Below are 16,227 nucleotides of genomic sequence, written 5' to 3' on the forward strand. Positions count from 1 at the left end.
CGCTACCTCAGATAGCCCTGCAGCCGCTGCTGAATGGCTTTGGGATTCTGACCTTCTGCAATAAACATCAGCCCTTCCAGAACCATCTCCTGATACTGGTATCGCAGCAGCACCAGATTTTTAATCTTGTTGGCTACCGGAATCAGAAACAGGTTGGCAATGCCGATACCGTAAATAGTAGCAACAAAGGCCGTGGCAATGCCGGCACTCAGCCCATTGGGATCAGTCAGGTTACTCATCACGTGGATCAACCCCAGCACGGCACCGATAATCCCCAGCGTCGGAGCATAACCACCCATACTTTCTATTACTTTCGCGGCCTGAAGGTCTCTCTGCTCTACCGTGATCAGCTCAACCTCCAGCGAACTGCGGATCACCTCAGGCCCTTTTCCATCTGCCAACAGCAGCAAGCCCGCTTTGACAAAGGGATCGGATTCTTTCTCTGCTTCTTTTTCCAGTGCCAGCAGCCCTTTACGGCGGGCCACAACACACCATTTGACGATTCTGTCGATACGCCCGGCGAGATCCTGTTTATTACTACCGAACGCCCAACCTAACAGCTTTACCGCCCGCGCTACATCCTGAGCCGGAGACTGGATAATCGCTGCTGCCAGCGTCCCCCCGATCACAATCGCCGCAGCCGGCAGGTTCAGTAACTCGGCAAACTGACCACCTTCGAGATAGTTCCCCCCCAATACCGCAGCCAGCGCCAGTATCACACCCAGAATTGCAGTGATATCCATATCCGCTACCTTTTATTGCTGAGGATTGGGCCGAACTCGGTCAGGTCGAGGATCTCATTTGCAAGCCCCGCATTGACCACTGCCTGCGGCATACCATAGATGGTGCAACTCTCTTTATTCTGCGCCCACACAGTCGCTCCCTGCTGACGTAGCAGCCTGGCACCGTCACAACCGTCGGCGCCCATCCCGGTAAGAATGATCGCTAACACTTTGCTTGCATAGGATTTAGCTGCGGAGGCATAGGTCACATCAACGCTGGGTTTATAGGTCAGACGCTCATCCCCCGGCATAATGCGTATCACATCTTTATTCCGCGGATCGATAATCATCTGATGACCACCCGGCGCCAGCAGTGCGCGCCCCGGCATCAGCCGATCGCCATCTTCCGCCTCTTTAACCGCAATATTGCACTGCTGATCCAGCCGGCTGGCAAACACCGAAGTAAATGTCTTAGGCATATGCTGCACCAGCAGAATCGGATGGGGAAAGTTGGCGGGCAACTGAGTCAGTATCTGCTGCAGCGCAGCCGGGCCACCAGTGGAGGAACCGATCACCACCAGCTTACAGTCGGCCGGTATTGATTTCCGTGACACTGGTCGGCGCGGTGCAATACCCGTCGCCGGGGTGGCGCTACGCTCCTGCAAACGACTGCCCGCAGGTTCAGTTCGCTGCCCTGATGGACGGGCGGCAGGTGCAGGGGTTCGCGCCGGGCGTGATGTCGCCGTTGACGACGCCGGAGAACGACTGGCGCTGTCCGGACGAAAAACCATCGACGTGCCACCACTGCTTTTACCGGCAGAAGAAATAAACGAGCTACGCTGCCGGGCATGTCGGGAACGCCCCAGCTCGACTACTTTATCGCGAAGTTGTTTTTCCAGTGACGATGAGTGCTCCATCCAGGCGCGCATATCTTTGGAGAGATAGTCCAGCGCCCCCGCTTCCAGTGCCTGCAGTGTTACCTGAGCACCTTCGTGGGTGAGAGAGGACAGCATCAGAATATTGGTCGGGCATTCCCGCATAATCACCCGGACAGCTTCGATGCCGTTCATCTGAGGCATCTCCACATCCATGGTAATCAGGTCGGGCTTAAGCTTCTTTGCCTGCTCAACCCCTTCCCGCCCGTTCTGGGCAGAGCCGACAACCTCTATCCGGCTGTCGCCTGCCAGAAGATCAGTGATCCGGTGACGAAAGAAACCTGAATCATCAACAATCAGAACCCTAACCGGCATAAATCATGATCCCCTCACCTGCCTCAGGATGCGTAATGCTTCAACAGATTCGGGATATCGATAATCAATGCGATACGGCCATCGCCCGTAATTGTTGCACCGGACAGACCCGGCGTACCGTGCAGAATAGTACCCAGAGGCTTGATCACAACCTCTTCCTGACCCACCAGTTGATCCACCACAAAGCCAACGCGCTGGGTGCCAACCGTTACGATCACAACGTGTCCCTGCTCCGGCAGATCCGCACCCTGCTGACCATCGATCAGCCAGCGTTTCAGGTGGAACAGTGGCAATGCCTGATCCCGTACGATAATCACCTGCTGACCATCTACGATGTTGGTTTTGGTCAGATCCAGATTAAAGATTTCGTTTACATTCACCAGCGGCAACGCAAACGCCTGATCTTCCAGAATAACCATCAGCGTAGGCATGATCGCCAGTGTCAGAGGCACCTGGATCGCAATCCGTGAACCCTGACCGACCACAGAGTCGATATTCAGCGTACCATTGAGCTGAGTAATTTTGGTTTTCACCACATCCATGCCAACACCACGGCCGGACACGTCGGAGATCTCTTTCTTGGTTGAGAAACCGGCAGCAAAAATCAGGTTGAAGCATTCCTGTTCTGTCAGGCGTCGGGCAGCTTCGGCATCCATCATGCCACGCTCAATGGCCAGATTACGCAGTTTTTCCGCGTCCATACCGGCACCATCATCCTGAATGACCAGCAGGATATGATCCCCTTCCTGCTCAGCGGACAACAGCACATGACCTTCACGGGGCTTACCCGCCGCTTCACGGGCATCAGGGGCTTCAATACCGTGATCCACCGCATTTCGCACAAGGTGAATCAACGGGTCAGCGAGCGCCTCAACCAGGTTTTTATCCAGATCGGTCTCTTCACCGCGCAGTTCCAGACGAATCTCTTTCTTCAGATTTCGGGACAGGTCACGAATCAGGCGCGGAAAACGACCAAAGACTTTTTTCACCGGCTGCATACGGGTTTTCATCACCGACATCTGCAGATCGGCGGTTACCATATCCAGCGTGCCCAGTGCCTTGGCCATCTCTTCATCTTCGCGGGTGACCCCCAGACGCACAAGACGGTTACGCACCAGTACCAGCTCACCGACCATGTTCATGATCTTATCGAGCAGACGGGTATCAACCCTGACATTGCTCTCAGCCTGAGGCTTGGCTTGCTGATGTGCGGCTTTAACTGCTGCAGCGGTCGCCTGCTCGGAAACAACTTCCGCTGCGGCCGCAGGGGCCGGTGCTGGCGCTACTGGAGCCGGCGCAGGTGCTGCGGCGACCGGTGCCGGCGCAGGTGCAGCCACGGGTGCCGCCGGAGCGGGAGCAGAAGGCGCACCGAACGCCCCTTTACCCTGAGCCTGAAGCTCATCCAGCAGGGCTTCGAATTCATCTTCTGTGATCAGATCCTGACCGCCAGCGGCAGCCGCGGCAGGTTCAGGTTCTGCAGGCGCCTGATTTTCATTGCCCGGCCCTTTACCAGGGCCGTGCAGCTCATCGAGCAGCGATTCAAATTCATCTTCCGTAATCAGGTCATCACCGGCTTCGGCCGCAGGCACGTCAGCACCCGCCGAATCCTCCATATCACCGAGCAACAGGTCGAATTCATCATGGCTCTTATCGGCAGCAGGAGCCGCCTGAGGTGGCGCTGCCGGAGCAGGTGCGGGCGCTACAGGCTGTGCAGCCGGCACATTACCTGTTGAAAAGTTAATCAGCGCCTGAATCAGTTCCGGATCAGCGTTATCCGGCTCGACACCACTGCGTACCGCATCAAACATCACGTTGACGGTATCCAGAGCCTGCAATACGACATCCATCAGCTCAGGTGTAACCGTAATTTCCCGGTTACGCAGCATATCAAAGAGGTTTTCCGCCTTGTGGCAGCAATCCACCATCGGATCAAGCTGCAGGAATCCCGCGCCGCCTTTTACCGTGTGGAAGCCGCGGAAAATTGCATTGAGCAGATCGCTGTCATCCGGACGCTGCTCCAGATCAACCAGCTGTTCGGATAATTGCTCAAGAATCTCTCCTGCCTCGACAAGAAAGTCCTCAAGAATCTCCTGATCCACATCCAAACTCATATGGCGCTCCTCTTAAAAACCCAGACTGGATAGCAGGTCATCAACTTCGTCCTGACTGCTGACCACGTCAGCCGCCTCCTTATTGACCTGAGGACCCTCAGCCTGAATAGGATTCTTTTTATTGGCCTGTTTTTCTTCTTCATCTGCTTCCAGCACTTCAATGCCAGACAACCGTTCGACCTTGGCAGCCATCTCCATCAGGCTGACCAGGTGAGTCTCGACATTGGTAACCAGATTAATTACCCGGCGGATCAATTGCCCGGTAATGTCCTGATAGCTCTGTGACACGACGATATCGGTCAACTCGGTACGCAGGGTAGCAATGGTGTTTTCGGATTCTTCTTTCAACGCACAGGTCCGGTCAAACACCCCGGCCAGGGTTGAGTGTTCTTTCTCCAACTGCCCCACCAGAAGCAGCAGGTCTTTAAAGCGTTCGCTCTGGACATCAAGGTTGTCCACCAGAGTCAGGGCCTTATCCACCCTGTCCATGGTTTCATGCGCATTTTTTTCAGTAACTTCGATGACGTAGTTCAGACGGTCAGCAGCATCCGTATGATCGGGGACAGACTCATCTCCCACATCAAGGCTGCTACCCAACTCATGGGAGAAGGCTTTGATCGCCTCATGCAGCCCCCTGGTCAGGTGGCCTACTTCACTGAAGAAGGTTTTGTGGCGGAATTCGTGCAGATCCTGAATGATGTCCATTGCATCAGACAGATTGCCCTCGTTGAGCACAGAAACCAATTCCTGAGCCTTCAACTGCAATTCCATTTCGAAGTGTCCCAACCCTTTGCCTGTTCCTGAAATCATTACTACCGACCTTATTCTTTAACCCAGGCGCTCGAAAATTTTGTCAATTTTCTCTTTCAAGACAGCCGCGGTGAACGGTTTGACTACATAGCCATTAACCCCGGCCTGCGCAGCGGCGATAATCTGCTCTTTCTTCGCCTCAGCCGTAACCATAAGTACCGGCATATGCGCCAGATTCGGATCGGAACGCACCTCTTTCAAAAGGTCGATACCGGTCATGCCCGGCATATTCCAGTCAGTAACCAGAAAATCGATACCCCCCTGTTTGAGGATAGGCAATGCGGTCTGGCCGTCATCTGCTTCCTCAACATTGGTCATACCCAGATCGCGCAACAAATTTTTGATTATGCGTCTCATGGTGGAGAAATCATCCACTACAAGAATTTTCATGTCTTTATTCAAGACGACCTCCCGTTAGAACTACGCAACTCATTGAGTCTACACCTAATTACCGCAATTACGTTGAGTCGGGTCAACCCTTTTTTTACTGCCAGTCACTTAGCCTTGATCTCAATCGCAAAGCCGCCTGGCTGTGAATCTGACTAACACGAGATTCACTCACCCCTAATATCTGGCCTATCTCTTTCAGGTTGAGCTCTTCATCATAATAGAGCGCAAGCACCAACTTTTCTCTTTCCGGTAAATTATTTATAGCCGTACTTAGCGCTTTTAAAAACGCTTCACGCTCAAAATTCTGATTTGGCCCCGGGTCATCATTAGCAAATGATTCACCGGGCCCCTCATCCTGAGGACTGATTAACTCTTCAAAACTGAACAGCCGGCTATCCAGAGAATCGCGCAGCAGATTATGATATTCATCGACGCTGATCCCCATCTCTCTGGCGACTTCAGCATCCGATGCATCTCTGCCAGTTCGCCCTTCAACCTGTTGAATGGCTTCGGTGACACGTCGGCTGTTGCGATGCACAGAACGGGGAGTCCAATCCCCCCGGCGCACCTCATCAATGATGGAACCACGAATGCGGATCCCTGCATAAGTTTCAAAACTGGCCCCTTTGGAAGCGTCGTACTTTCCGGCGGCTTCCAGCAGACCAATCATTCCGGCCTGTATGAGATCATCCAGCAATACCGTTGCCGGCAAACGAGCCAGCAGATGATGGGCAATGCGTTTAACCAGAGGCGCATACTGCTCGATCAGCTCTTCACTCGACTGTAATTGCAGCTGGTTGTACATACTGCCTCTATTTAATCTGTTGAACTCACTCCCTGAACGAGCCGTTCAACAAAAAACTCCAAATGACCACGGGGCACGGACTGGACCGGCCATCCGTTTACTTTATTCGCTAACTGACGATATGCCAAGGAGACTTTGCTCTTTGGAAACGCTTTTAAAACAGCTACTTGACGCTGAACGGCTTTACGAACGTTTTCATCATAAGGGATTGACCCTACATATTGAAGTGTTACATCCAGAAACCTGTCTGTCACGGTCAGCAGCTTACCAAACATGTTACGACCTTCCTGTTCACTGCGAACCATATTCGCAAGAACCCGGAAACGGGTCATCTTATAATCTCTGTTTAGCAGTTTTATTAAAGCATATGCGTCGGTAATTGAGGTGGGTTCGTCACAAACAACCACCAGAACTTCCTGCGCAGCTTTCACAAAACTGACTACAGATTCGGAAATACCGGCCGCCGTATCAATGATCAGAACATCAATATCATCAGCAACCTGATTGAAAGCATGGATCAATTCAGCATGTTCATGTGCAGAGAGCGAGGTCATCTCCTGAGTACCGGAAGACGCCGGGACAATGCTCAGGTAATCATCAACCTCCAGCAGAATATCCTTTAATCCGCAGTCACCATTGAGCACATCTGCGATGGTTCGCTTCGGCCGCAGCCCCAGCATTACATCGACGTTGGCCAGCCCCAGATCGGCATCCATCAGTATGGAGCGCTGCCCCAGATCCCCCAGCGCCAGCGCCAGATTAACCGAGACATTGGTTTTACCTACCCCACCCTTACCGCCGGTCACGGCGATGACTTTAACGGGTTTATGCTGATTCATATCTTTTCCTGCTCTCAACCCGTTTTATAGGCAGACCCAAGGGCGGACATTTTTTTCTCGGCTTCGATCGCCCGCTGAGCGGTAATTACCGCACGGCTTACCAGCTCATGCTGTCGAGCCACTTCAATGTCATCCGGTATACGCTGCCCGTCTGTGACATAGGTCACCGGCAGGCGCTTTTCAATAATCAACGACAGTGCCTCACCGAGACTGCCCGATTCATCCATCTTACTCAAAACACAGCCATTCAGACCTAATGTCTGATAAGCATTAAACGCCTGTTCAACCACACGGCGCTGACTACTGCAGGAAACAACCAGCAATTTTTTCAGCCGCAGAGTGACGCCTTCAAGCATCTGCAACTGCGCCTCGCTGTGAGGCTCCTGAGCATTCAGCCCCGCAGTATCAATCAGCACCAGACGACGATTTTTCAGACTGTGCAACACTTCGTCGAGGCTGTTGTTTTCATCCACCACCCGGACAGGCACGTCAAGAATCCGACCAAAGGTGCGCAATTGCTCATGCGCGGCAATACGGTAAGTATCGGTTGTCACCAGCGCCAGACTGGAACTGCCGTACTTCAGCACATAACGTGCTGCCAGCTTACCAATAGTGGTGGTTTTACCGACCCCGGTCGGCCCCACAAATGCGATCATGCCACCGCGTTCGATAAAATCATCACCCAGCACGGGGATTGAATCCGACAACCGCGCCAGCGCATGTTTCCAGGCCTTATCCGGTGCCAGACCACCCTCCATACTGGATATCAAATGCGATGAGAGACGCTCACTGACACCCAGCAATTCAAGCTTACGCTGCAGAGGCGGTTTCTCCGGAGCAGCCACGGGCGCAGATCGTTGTGCCAGCACCTGCTGATTCAGCAGGTTTTTTAACTGGGCGATCTCGTCCTGCATCGATTTGATAAGCTGATCGTCCGGCCCGGCCACTTCAGCCGAGGAAGCCAGTAATTCATCTTCAAGATTAACGCCCAACGGGGCGTCATCCAGAGCCGAGCCCTGCATAAAGTTGCGGTGCGCCATATCCGCTTTGGCCTTCTGCCGGTCTTTCAGCGACTGCAGAATACTGCGCAGATCATCGTCATCCTGCTCAATCTGGCGATTAACATGACCCGGCTGTTTCAGCTCCTGCCCCTGCTGCTGGGCCTCCGCAATCTGCATACGGGCCTTTTGCAGCTCACTCGCCAGCGCTGAGCCCTGACCGCCGGTCAGGGTGTCGATCTGCTCCTGCCGCCGCTGCTGCGGGGTGGGCGTAGTTGCCTGCCGTGAGAACTCCTGCTGAGCAGCTTCATAATCATTTTCATGCGCTGCAACCACCTCAACCCCACCGGCAACCCGGTGATTGGAGACAATGACAGCGTCCGGCCCGATCTCATCCCTGACCCTTCGCATAGCCTGGCGCATATCTGGCGCAAAAAAACGTTTTACTTTCATATCAGTTCCTTATCGGCCACCAACTGCAGGGCTGTAATGAATTGATCATCCATTCTCACCCCCTACGGTTGCCACTATGGTGACCTTTTTATTTTCAGGAATTTCCTGATAAGAGAGCACATTAATCTGATGCTCACCATAACGTACAAATTTGGCCATCAATGGCCTTACCGGAGCCGCCACCAGCAATACCGATGGTCGGCCCATCATCTCCTGCTGGGTCGCAGACTCTGACAGGGAGGCCTGCAGACGTTCAGCCATCCCCGGCTCCAGCACCAGACCATTATCCTGCCCCTGCTGCACAGAGTTCAGCAGCAACTGCTCCAGTTGCGGTGCCAGAGTAATGACCGGCAACTCCGCCTCAGAGCCATTGATATTCTGAACAATCAGACGTGACAACGACACTCTCACCGCAGCCGTCAGCGCCAGCGGATCCTGCGTCCGGTTGACTGCGTCGGCCAGGGATTCGGCGATCGTTCTGAAATCTTTCAGCGGTACCTGTTCCATCAGCAGGTTCTGCAGCACTTTAAGCAGAATACTGAAAGAAAGCTTGGCTGGCACCAGTTCATCCACCAGTTTCGGCGAAGTTTTCGACAACATATCAAGCAGTTGCTGTACTTCCTCATGGCCCAGCAGCTCGTGGGCATGCAACTGCAACAACTGATTCATATGGGTCGCCACTACAGTGGAGGCATCTACCACGGTATAACCCAGCGACTGCGCCTGCTCTTTCTGAGACTGCTCAATCCAGATCGCATCCAGACCAAACGCCGGGTCTTTCACCTCAACACCCTGCAGCTTACCGAATACCTGACCGGGATTAATCGCCAGCTCCCGGTCCGGGTACACCTCAGACTCACCAACAACCACACCCATCAGCGTAATGCGGTAGGCGCCGGGCAACAGATCCAGATTGTCACGAATATGCACCGAGGGCACCAGAAAACCCAGATCCTGTGAAAGCTTCTTACGTACCCCTTTGATCCGGCTCAACAACTGGCCACCCTGCATCTTGTCTACCATCGGAATCAGACGATAGCCAACTTCAAGGCCCACCATATCCACAGGCATCACATCATCCCAGTCCAGCTCACGCTTCTCGGACTCTTCTTCCTGCGGCATCTCAGCCTGTTCCAGTGCCTCAGCTTCTTCCCGCTCTTTGTTTCTGACCTGTTGCTTGAAGATCCACCAGGCACCTGCACCTGCCAGCAGAGCCAGAGACAGGAAGGCGAAATGCGGCATACCGGGGATAACCCCCATCACAGTCAGAATAGCTGCCGCCACCGCCAGTGCTTTTGGCGAACCAAACATCTGGCTGACAACCTGACGCCCCATGTCATGAGACACATTCTGTCGCGTCACCATAATAGCCGCTGCAGTAGACAGCAGCAGAGAAGGAATCTGCGCCACCAGACCATCACCAATGGTCAGCAGGGAGTAGAAACGCATCGCGGTCTCGAAATCCAGATCATGCTGCAGCATGCCGATCCCCAGACCACCGAGCAGGTTGATCACCAGAATCAGGATACCGGCGACCGCATCACCACGAACAAACTTTGAGGCACCATCCATCGAACCATAAAAGTCCGCTTCCTGAGTGACATCCTGACGCCGCGCTTTAGCCTCTTCCTGCCCAATCAGGCCGGCATTCAGGTCCGCATCGATTGCCATCTGTTTACCCGGCATCGCATCCAGAGTAAATCGCGCACTAACTTCCGAGATTCGTCCGGCACCTTTGGTCACCACCACAAAGTTAATGATGATCAGAATCAGGAAGACCACGAAGCCGACCACGTAGTTACCGCCGACCACGACCTCACCGAATGCCTCAATCACCTTACCCGCAGCATCTCCCCCCTCGTGCCCGTAAAGCAGCACTACACGGGTTGAGGCAACGTTAAGCGCCAGACGCATCAACGTAGCAACAAGGATAATGGTCGGAAAGATGGCGAAATCGAGTGGCCGGTCGGAGTACACACAGACCAGCAGAACCACAATTGAAAGGGCAATATTGAAGGTAAAAAAGACGTCGAGCAAAAACGGAGGCACGGGCAGAGTGACCATTGCCATGATCACCAGCAAGAGCAGAGGAACCCCCAGATTCCCCTTACCTAGCCCACGCACATTATCGAGAATTACCGCTCTGTCCACCGAAGCCCCAAACGTCAAAAAAACAACACTTAGATCTGTTTACAACCAATTACCCGGCCCATCCGGGGTTAGGCAAGCCATAATACGTTATTTTTTTGACGAATAGCTATACCAGCCTTAAATTCTGCAATTTTTGAGCCAATTATTCGTCATCGCGGAACTCATCCGGTATCGGCAGTTTATCCACCTTCAGCTCATCCGGACGCTCGGCATCGCGTGCTTTATAGCGTTTCAACTGGAACACATACGCCAGCACCTGAGCCACCGCCATATACAAACCTGAAGGGATTTCATCGTCCAGTTCGGTGGAGTTATAGATTGCTCGCGCCAGAGGGGGTGCTGCCAGAATCGGCACATCATGCTCTTTGGCAATCTCCCGGATTTTCAGGGCGACAAAATCAGCCCCTTTGGCCACCAGAATCGGAGCGCCCCGGTTGTCGCCATCATATTTCAGCGCCACAGAATAGTGGGTCGGGTTGGTGATGACCACGTCAGCATCCGGCACTTCCTTCATCATCTGCCGCTGCGCAATCTCACGCTGCAACTGACGGATACGCCCTTTTACTTCAGGCTTACCCTCAGTATTTTTCAGCTCATCCTTTACCTCCTGCAGCGTCATTTTCATTTTCTCGGTGTAATCATAGATCTGATATGGCACATCCACTGCCGCCACCAGAATCAGCACGGCACTCAGCGCCATAAACACCCAGATAATGATCTCCAGCGCCTGATCGATCGCCGGACGCGCCTCAAAAGTTGCCAGCGCCAGAATATCGTTGCGAATATTCCACAGAATCAGAATGGCAAAGCCACCCACCAGTGAGAACTTGGCAACGGCCTTGAACAGCTCAATCAGGGATTTAAGCGAAAACATCCGCTTAATCCCCGCCAGCGGATCGATACGACTGCCTTTAGGCGCTATCGACTGGGCACTGAAATTCCAGCCCCCGAGGGCGATCGGCCCCACCAGCGCCGCCAGCAACAGTACGCCAAAGACACCCGCCAGCCCTTTAAGCGCCTCCCAGGCAGAAGAGCCGAAATGCGAAAACATTTTATTGGTGTCGAAAACCGCCTGCCGGTCGAGAACAAAATTACTCTCCATCATTCCCAGCAAACTGTTGGCCAACTGAGAACCGAAGATAATCACGGAGAACACCGCGGCCATCAAAACCAGCGTGGTCGCCAGCTCCTTCGATCGGGGAACGTCCCCCTTTTCCCGCGCCTCTCGCAGGCGCTTGGGTGTGGGGTCTTCGGTTTTTTCCTGACCGGAATCTTCAGCCATAAGCCCTCACTAGAGAAACAGGTTCTCGATGTAATCGAGCACAAAGGTGGAGATCCGCATGTACTGATCGAGGAACCCACCCAGATTAACCCAGTTAATAAACAACCCCAGCACCATGGTAAACGGGAACCCCACTGCCAGAATATTCAACTGTGGTGCAGCACGGGACATAATACCGAACGCCATGTTCACCACCAGCAATGCGGTCACCGCAGGCAGGGCCATCAGCATCGCCGCGGAAAACATCCAGCTACCCGCCATCACAACCCGCCAGAAACCCTCCCGCTCAATCGCCTGCAGGCTGACTGGCATCACATCAAAGCTCCGCACAATCACCTCAATCATAATCAGGTGACCGTTCAGCGCCACAAAGATCATCATAATCAGCGTCAGGTAGAACTGACCCAGCATGACCACTGAGATACCGTTCGCCGGATCGGTCATTGAGGCAAAACCAAGACCCATCTGCAAAGCGATAATCTGCCCGCCCAGCACAAAAATCTGATAGAACACCTGAAACAGAAAACCCAGCATCGCCCCGACGATAATCTGCTGAGCAATAATCAGATAACTGGCCACACTCAAACCATCAAAGTCGGGCATCTCAGGCAGCAGAGGCGCTATCACCATAGTCACTGCCAGCGCCAGCATCAAGCGGATGCGGGCATTCACCAACTGACTACCGAGCAGAGGAACGGCCATAAAGAATGAAGCGATGCGAAAAAGCGGCCAGAGGAAAGCGGCCACCCACTGTTCGATCTGCAATACGCTGAGCTCTAACAACGGATCAGCCTATCAGGTAGGGGATATTTTTAACCAGCGTCGTAAAGTGCTCAGTCAGCTGATTGAGAATCCAGGGTCCGGCCCACATGATCACCAGAATCGTGATCAGCAGACGCGGCAGAAAACTGAGGGTCTGTTCGTTGATCTGGGTTGCCGCCTGAAAGGTAGAAACCACCAGACCGACCAGCAGGCTGGGAACAATAATCACCGACACCAACACAACGATCAGCCAGAATGCCTCACCAAACAGACTCAGAACCACTTCAGGTGTCATTGCGGCCTCCCCCTCTGCTACATACCAAAGCTGGCCGCCAGCGTGCCAATGACCAGCGCCCAACCATCCACTAAGACGAATAGCATGATCTTAAACGGAAGGGAAATAATCACCGGCGACAGCATCATCATACCCATTGCCATCAAGACACTGGCAACCACCAGATCAATCACCAGAAAAGGAATAAACAGCATAAAGCCGATCTGGAAAGCCGTTTTCAGCTCACTGGTAACAAATGCAGGCACCAGCACGGTAAAGGGAATCTGCTCAGCGGTTTCCACCGCAGGCGTACCGGAGATGCGCATAAACAGCTCAAGATCACTTTCACGGGTCTGCAGCATCATAAAATCGCGGAACGGCACACTGGCTACCTGAAACGCCTCAAACACATTCAGGTCTTCATTCATGTACGGCTGCACCGCCTGCACATAAACCTTATCCAGCACCGGCGTCATAATAAACAGGGTCAGAAACATCGCCATCCCCACCATAATCTGGTTTGACGGCGTCTGCTGCAAACCCAGCGCCTGACGCAGGATTGCAAAAACAATAATAATCCGGGCAAAAGAGGTCATCATCATGAGCATCGCTGGCAGGAATGTCAGCATGGTCATGAGTGCGAGCACCTGCAGTGTCACACTGTAACTGGTCGAACCATCTTCTCCGGTGGTCAGGGTCAGGGCAGGGATGCCTGTGTCTGCGGCAAAAACCACACCCGGCAGCGCCAGCCCCAGTAATGTAATGAGCAGCGGAACAGCTCTATTCATCCGTGCTTTTCTCCTGACGCCGCTGCAACGCCTCACCCAGCCGGGAAGCAAAACTTTCCGGCTTTTCTGAGGTATCCACCACTTCACCCTCAAACGAACAGAGGTGATTGACGCGGCCCGGCGCCACCCCCAGCAACAGTTGTTTATCCCCGACTTTCACCAGAACGGCTTTCTCCCGGGCGCTCAGCGGCAGCACGCCCAGCACCTGCATATTCTTTGCCATCGGAGAGATGCCGGAAAACCGGCGCAACAACCAGAAAAACAGAAAAATCACCGCCAGCACCAGTAACAGACCCAGTATTAACTGACCAATCGCTGCAGCAGAAAAAGGCTCCTGATAAGCCGCTGGCAGGGCGGGTTGGGCGGAGGATGCGGACGGCGCTGCCTGCAACGGCAATACCAGGCACCCCAATAGCAGGATAAGCAGCGCGCGCATAAACTTACTTGAGCCGCTTGATACGTTCTTGCGGACTGATAACGTCCGTCAGACGGATACCATAGCGATCATTCACAACCACCACTTCACCGTGCGCAATCAGCGTGCCGTTAACCATGACATCCAGCGGTTCACCAGCCACCCGGTCCAGCTCAATAACAGAGCCCTGATTAAGCTGCAGCAGGTTACTGATTGGGATATCGGTCTGCCCTACTTCCATCGACAGGGTCACCGGAATATCGAGAATGACATCCAATTTGGGATCAGAGACAGGTTTGCCTTCATCGGTCAGCTCATCCAGCTCAACCGAATCACTGGTAACTCCGGTTGCTGCCAGCAATTCATCAGGATCAACAACATCACTACCTTCTGTAGTGACCTGCTCCTCCATCGCTGCAGCCCATTCATCAGCCAGTGCTTGCTGGTCTTCAGTTTCATCACTCATTGGTTAAGCTCTCTATATGCTTTGCTCTGCGCCTATTTCGGGCGCTGAATCTGGCTGACAATTTTAACCGCAAGGTTACCCCTGGACACCCCCATGGTGCAGTTATAAACCGGCACCTTGTTGGCTTTAAGCTGGAAGGTTTCAGGCAGTTCAATCGGGATCACATCCCCCGCTTCCAGTTCGACAACATCGCGCAGAGTCATCTCCTGTCTGGCCAGCGTCATCTCAAGCGGCAGGCGGGCCATGAGAATATCCCGCTGCAGGGCAATCTGCCAGCGCTCGTCTTTCTCATCTTCACTGTTCTGGAAGCCAGACACCAGCAGATCCCGGATCGGCTCCAGCATGGAATAAGGCATCGCCACATGAAACTCACCCGAACCACCTTCCAGATCAACCTGAAACGTACTGACCACGACCACTTCAGTCGGATTAATGACGTTTGCCATTGCCGGGTTCATCTCGTGGCCAAGGTGCTCAAAGTTCAGCTCTTTAACCGGGCTCCAGGCCTCCTCAAGATCAACAAAGAACTGCTCGAGCACTTTATGAATCAATCGGGTTTCTGTCGGGGTAAATTCACGCCCTTCAATTTTTGCGTGCCGCCCGTCACCACCAAAGAAGTTATCCACCAGTTTGAAAACCAGCTTCGCATCCATAATAAACAGAGCAGTACCGCGCAGCGGATTAACCCGGATCAGGTTCATACTGGTGGGAACGTAAAGGGTATGAATATAGTCGCCGTACTTCATGACCTGAACACCGCCAACAGTAACGTCGGCAGCGCGGCGTAGCAGATTAAAGAGGCTGATACGGGTGTAACGGGCAAAACGCTCGTTGACCATTTCCAGAGTCGGCATACGGCCACGAACAATTCGTTCGTGACTGGCAAGGTCATATGTACGAACCTCGCCTTCATCAACCTCAGCATCCTCGGATGTCTCGACGTCGCCATCATCTACGCCATGCAGAAGGGCATCAATCTCATCCTGTGAAAGCAGATCTTTAACCGACATTTACGCCTCAGTCCCGCGCTGTCTGAACACTATTGCATTACCATATTGGTGAACAAAATGGTTTCGACGCCCGGCTTGCCAATCTTTTCCTGCATAATTTCACGTACCAGATCGACAGAGCTTTCGCGTAGCGCCAACTTACCTTCCATCGACTGCAGGGTTCTGAAATCCTGCGTACTGTAAAGACTATTCAGACGCGAAACGATTAACGGCATATGCAGAGTCAGCGCATCAGCCACCGCCTGATCACGGCTTTTAGCTTCGACATAAAGCTGCATATAGTGCGAACGGTTGTCCTGAGACTGCAGGGTTACCACAAACATCGGCTTCCCTCCCATAGTACGCACCTTGGTATAAATTGCGTCCGCTTTCACCGGTTCCGATGGTGCTGCCGCCTCTTCAGCAGCAGGCTCATCACCGCCCATTAAAAACAACGCGGCGGCAGCTCCGCCACCGCCAACAATCACCAATGCCAGAACCGCAATAATAATGAGTTTCAGCTTGGAGGACTTTTTCTCGCCACTGTCCTCGCCGCCTTGAGCCTGCTCTTCAGCCATTAAACTACTCCAACCTTAACCCGCGACAAAAAAACCGCCGCATATCCTAAAACCAGTGCAACGCTTAATATAACACACTGATTTTAAGGCTGAAGATTATCTCGGCACAATAATCCTTCTCAGTTTCCGAAAAGCTTCCGGCCA

Annotated in this window: 17 protein-coding genes; all 17 read right to left on the reverse strand. The window is 53.3% G+C overall.

Annotated elements, in window-relative coordinates:
- Positions 1-2: 2 nt before the first annotated feature.
- The gene (locus tag QUD59_RS04785; RefSeq protein ID WP_286239943.1) at positions 3-743 is read right to left on the reverse strand and encodes a flagellar motor protein; all 741 of its coding nucleotides are present in this window, start codon (positions 741-743) and stop codon (positions 3-5) included.
- A gap of 5 nt (positions 744-748) precedes the next feature.
- Positions 749-1,972, reverse strand: a complete 1,224-nt coding sequence (locus QUD59_RS04790; RefSeq protein ID WP_286239944.1) for a protein-glutamate methylesterase/protein-glutamine glutaminase — start codon at positions 1,970-1,972, stop codon at positions 749-751.
- A gap of 23 nt (positions 1,973-1,995) precedes the next feature.
- Positions 1,996-4,083, reverse strand: coding sequence for a chemotaxis protein CheA (locus tag QUD59_RS04795; protein ID WP_286239945.1), 2,088 nt, complete (start codon positions 4,081-4,083; stop codon positions 1,996-1,998).
- A 12-nt stretch (positions 4,084-4,095) separates the two neighbouring features.
- On the reverse strand, positions 4,096-4,893 hold the full coding sequence (locus tag QUD59_RS04800) for a protein phosphatase CheZ (RefSeq protein ID WP_286239946.1): 798 nt from the start codon (positions 4,891-4,893) through the stop codon (positions 4,096-4,098).
- 18 nt (positions 4,894-4,911) lie between these two features.
- Entirely contained in the window at positions 4,912-5,283 is a 372-nt protein-coding gene (gene cheY, locus QUD59_RS04805; protein WP_350227793.1) for a chemotaxis response regulator CheY, read from the reverse strand.
- 94 nt (positions 5,284-5,377) lie between these two features.
- Positions 5,378-6,088 (reverse strand): RNA polymerase sigma factor FliA, encoded by a 711-nt coding sequence (locus QUD59_RS04810; protein WP_286239948.1) that lies wholly within the window; start codon positions 6,086-6,088, stop codon positions 5,378-5,380.
- 11 nt (positions 6,089-6,099) lie between these two features.
- The gene (locus QUD59_RS04815; protein WP_286239949.1) at positions 6,100-6,927 is read right to left on the reverse strand and encodes a MinD/ParA family protein; all 828 of its coding nucleotides are present in this window, start codon (positions 6,925-6,927) and stop codon (positions 6,100-6,102) included.
- Between the two features lie 14 nt (positions 6,928-6,941).
- The gene (gene flhF, locus QUD59_RS04820; RefSeq protein WP_286239950.1) at positions 6,942-8,378 is read right to left on the reverse strand and encodes a flagellar biosynthesis GTPase FlhF; all 1,437 of its coding nucleotides are present in this window, start codon (positions 8,376-8,378) and stop codon (positions 6,942-6,944) included.
- 45 nt (positions 8,379-8,423) lie between these two features.
- Entirely contained in the window at positions 8,424-10,529 is a 2,106-nt protein-coding gene (gene flhA / locus QUD59_RS04825) for a flagellar biosynthesis protein FlhA (protein WP_286239951.1), read from the reverse strand.
- A 142-nt stretch (positions 10,530-10,671) separates the two neighbouring features.
- A complete protein-coding gene (gene flhB / locus QUD59_RS04830; RefSeq protein WP_286239952.1) occupies positions 10,672-11,811 on the reverse strand; it encodes a flagellar biosynthesis protein FlhB in 1,140 nt (379 codons plus the stop codon).
- Between the two features lie 9 nt (positions 11,812-11,820).
- Positions 11,821-12,594 carry a flagellar biosynthetic protein FliR gene (gene fliR / locus QUD59_RS04835; protein ID WP_286239953.1) on the reverse strand — a complete coding sequence of 258 codons (774 nt, stop codon included), beginning with the start codon at positions 12,592-12,594 and terminating at the stop codon, positions 11,821-11,823.
- A 4-nt stretch (positions 12,595-12,598) separates the two neighbouring features.
- A complete protein-coding gene (gene fliQ, locus QUD59_RS04840) occupies positions 12,599-12,868 on the reverse strand; it encodes a flagellar biosynthesis protein FliQ (RefSeq protein WP_286239954.1) in 270 nt (89 codons plus the stop codon).
- Positions 12,869-12,885: 17 nt separating this feature from the next.
- A complete protein-coding gene (fliP, locus tag QUD59_RS04845) occupies positions 12,886-13,635 on the reverse strand; it encodes a flagellar type III secretion system pore protein FliP (RefSeq protein ID WP_286239956.1) in 750 nt (249 codons plus the stop codon).
- Positions 13,628-14,071 (reverse strand): flagellar biosynthetic protein FliO, encoded by a 444-nt coding sequence (gene fliO, locus QUD59_RS04850; RefSeq protein ID WP_286239957.1) that lies wholly within the window; start codon positions 14,069-14,071, stop codon positions 13,628-13,630. Before fliO ends, fliP begins: the two co-directional genes overlap by 8 nt.
- A gap of 4 nt (positions 14,072-14,075) precedes the next feature.
- A complete protein-coding gene (gene fliN / locus QUD59_RS04855) occupies positions 14,076-14,516 on the reverse strand; it encodes a flagellar motor switch protein FliN (RefSeq protein ID WP_286239958.1) in 441 nt (146 codons plus the stop codon).
- A gap of 32 nt (positions 14,517-14,548) precedes the next feature.
- Entirely contained in the window at positions 14,549-15,526 is a 978-nt protein-coding gene (gene fliM, locus QUD59_RS04860) for a flagellar motor switch protein FliM (protein ID WP_286239959.1), read from the reverse strand.
- Between the two features lie 29 nt (positions 15,527-15,555).
- Positions 15,556-16,083, reverse strand: coding sequence for a flagellar basal body-associated FliL family protein (locus tag QUD59_RS04865; RefSeq protein ID WP_286239960.1), 528 nt, complete (start codon positions 16,081-16,083; stop codon positions 15,556-15,558).
- Positions 16,084-16,227: the final 144 nt, after the last annotated feature.

Source organism: Neptuniibacter halophilus, assembly GCF_030295765.1.
Lineage (GTDB): Bacteria > Pseudomonadota > Gammaproteobacteria > Pseudomonadales > Balneatricaceae > Neptuniibacter > Neptuniibacter halophilus.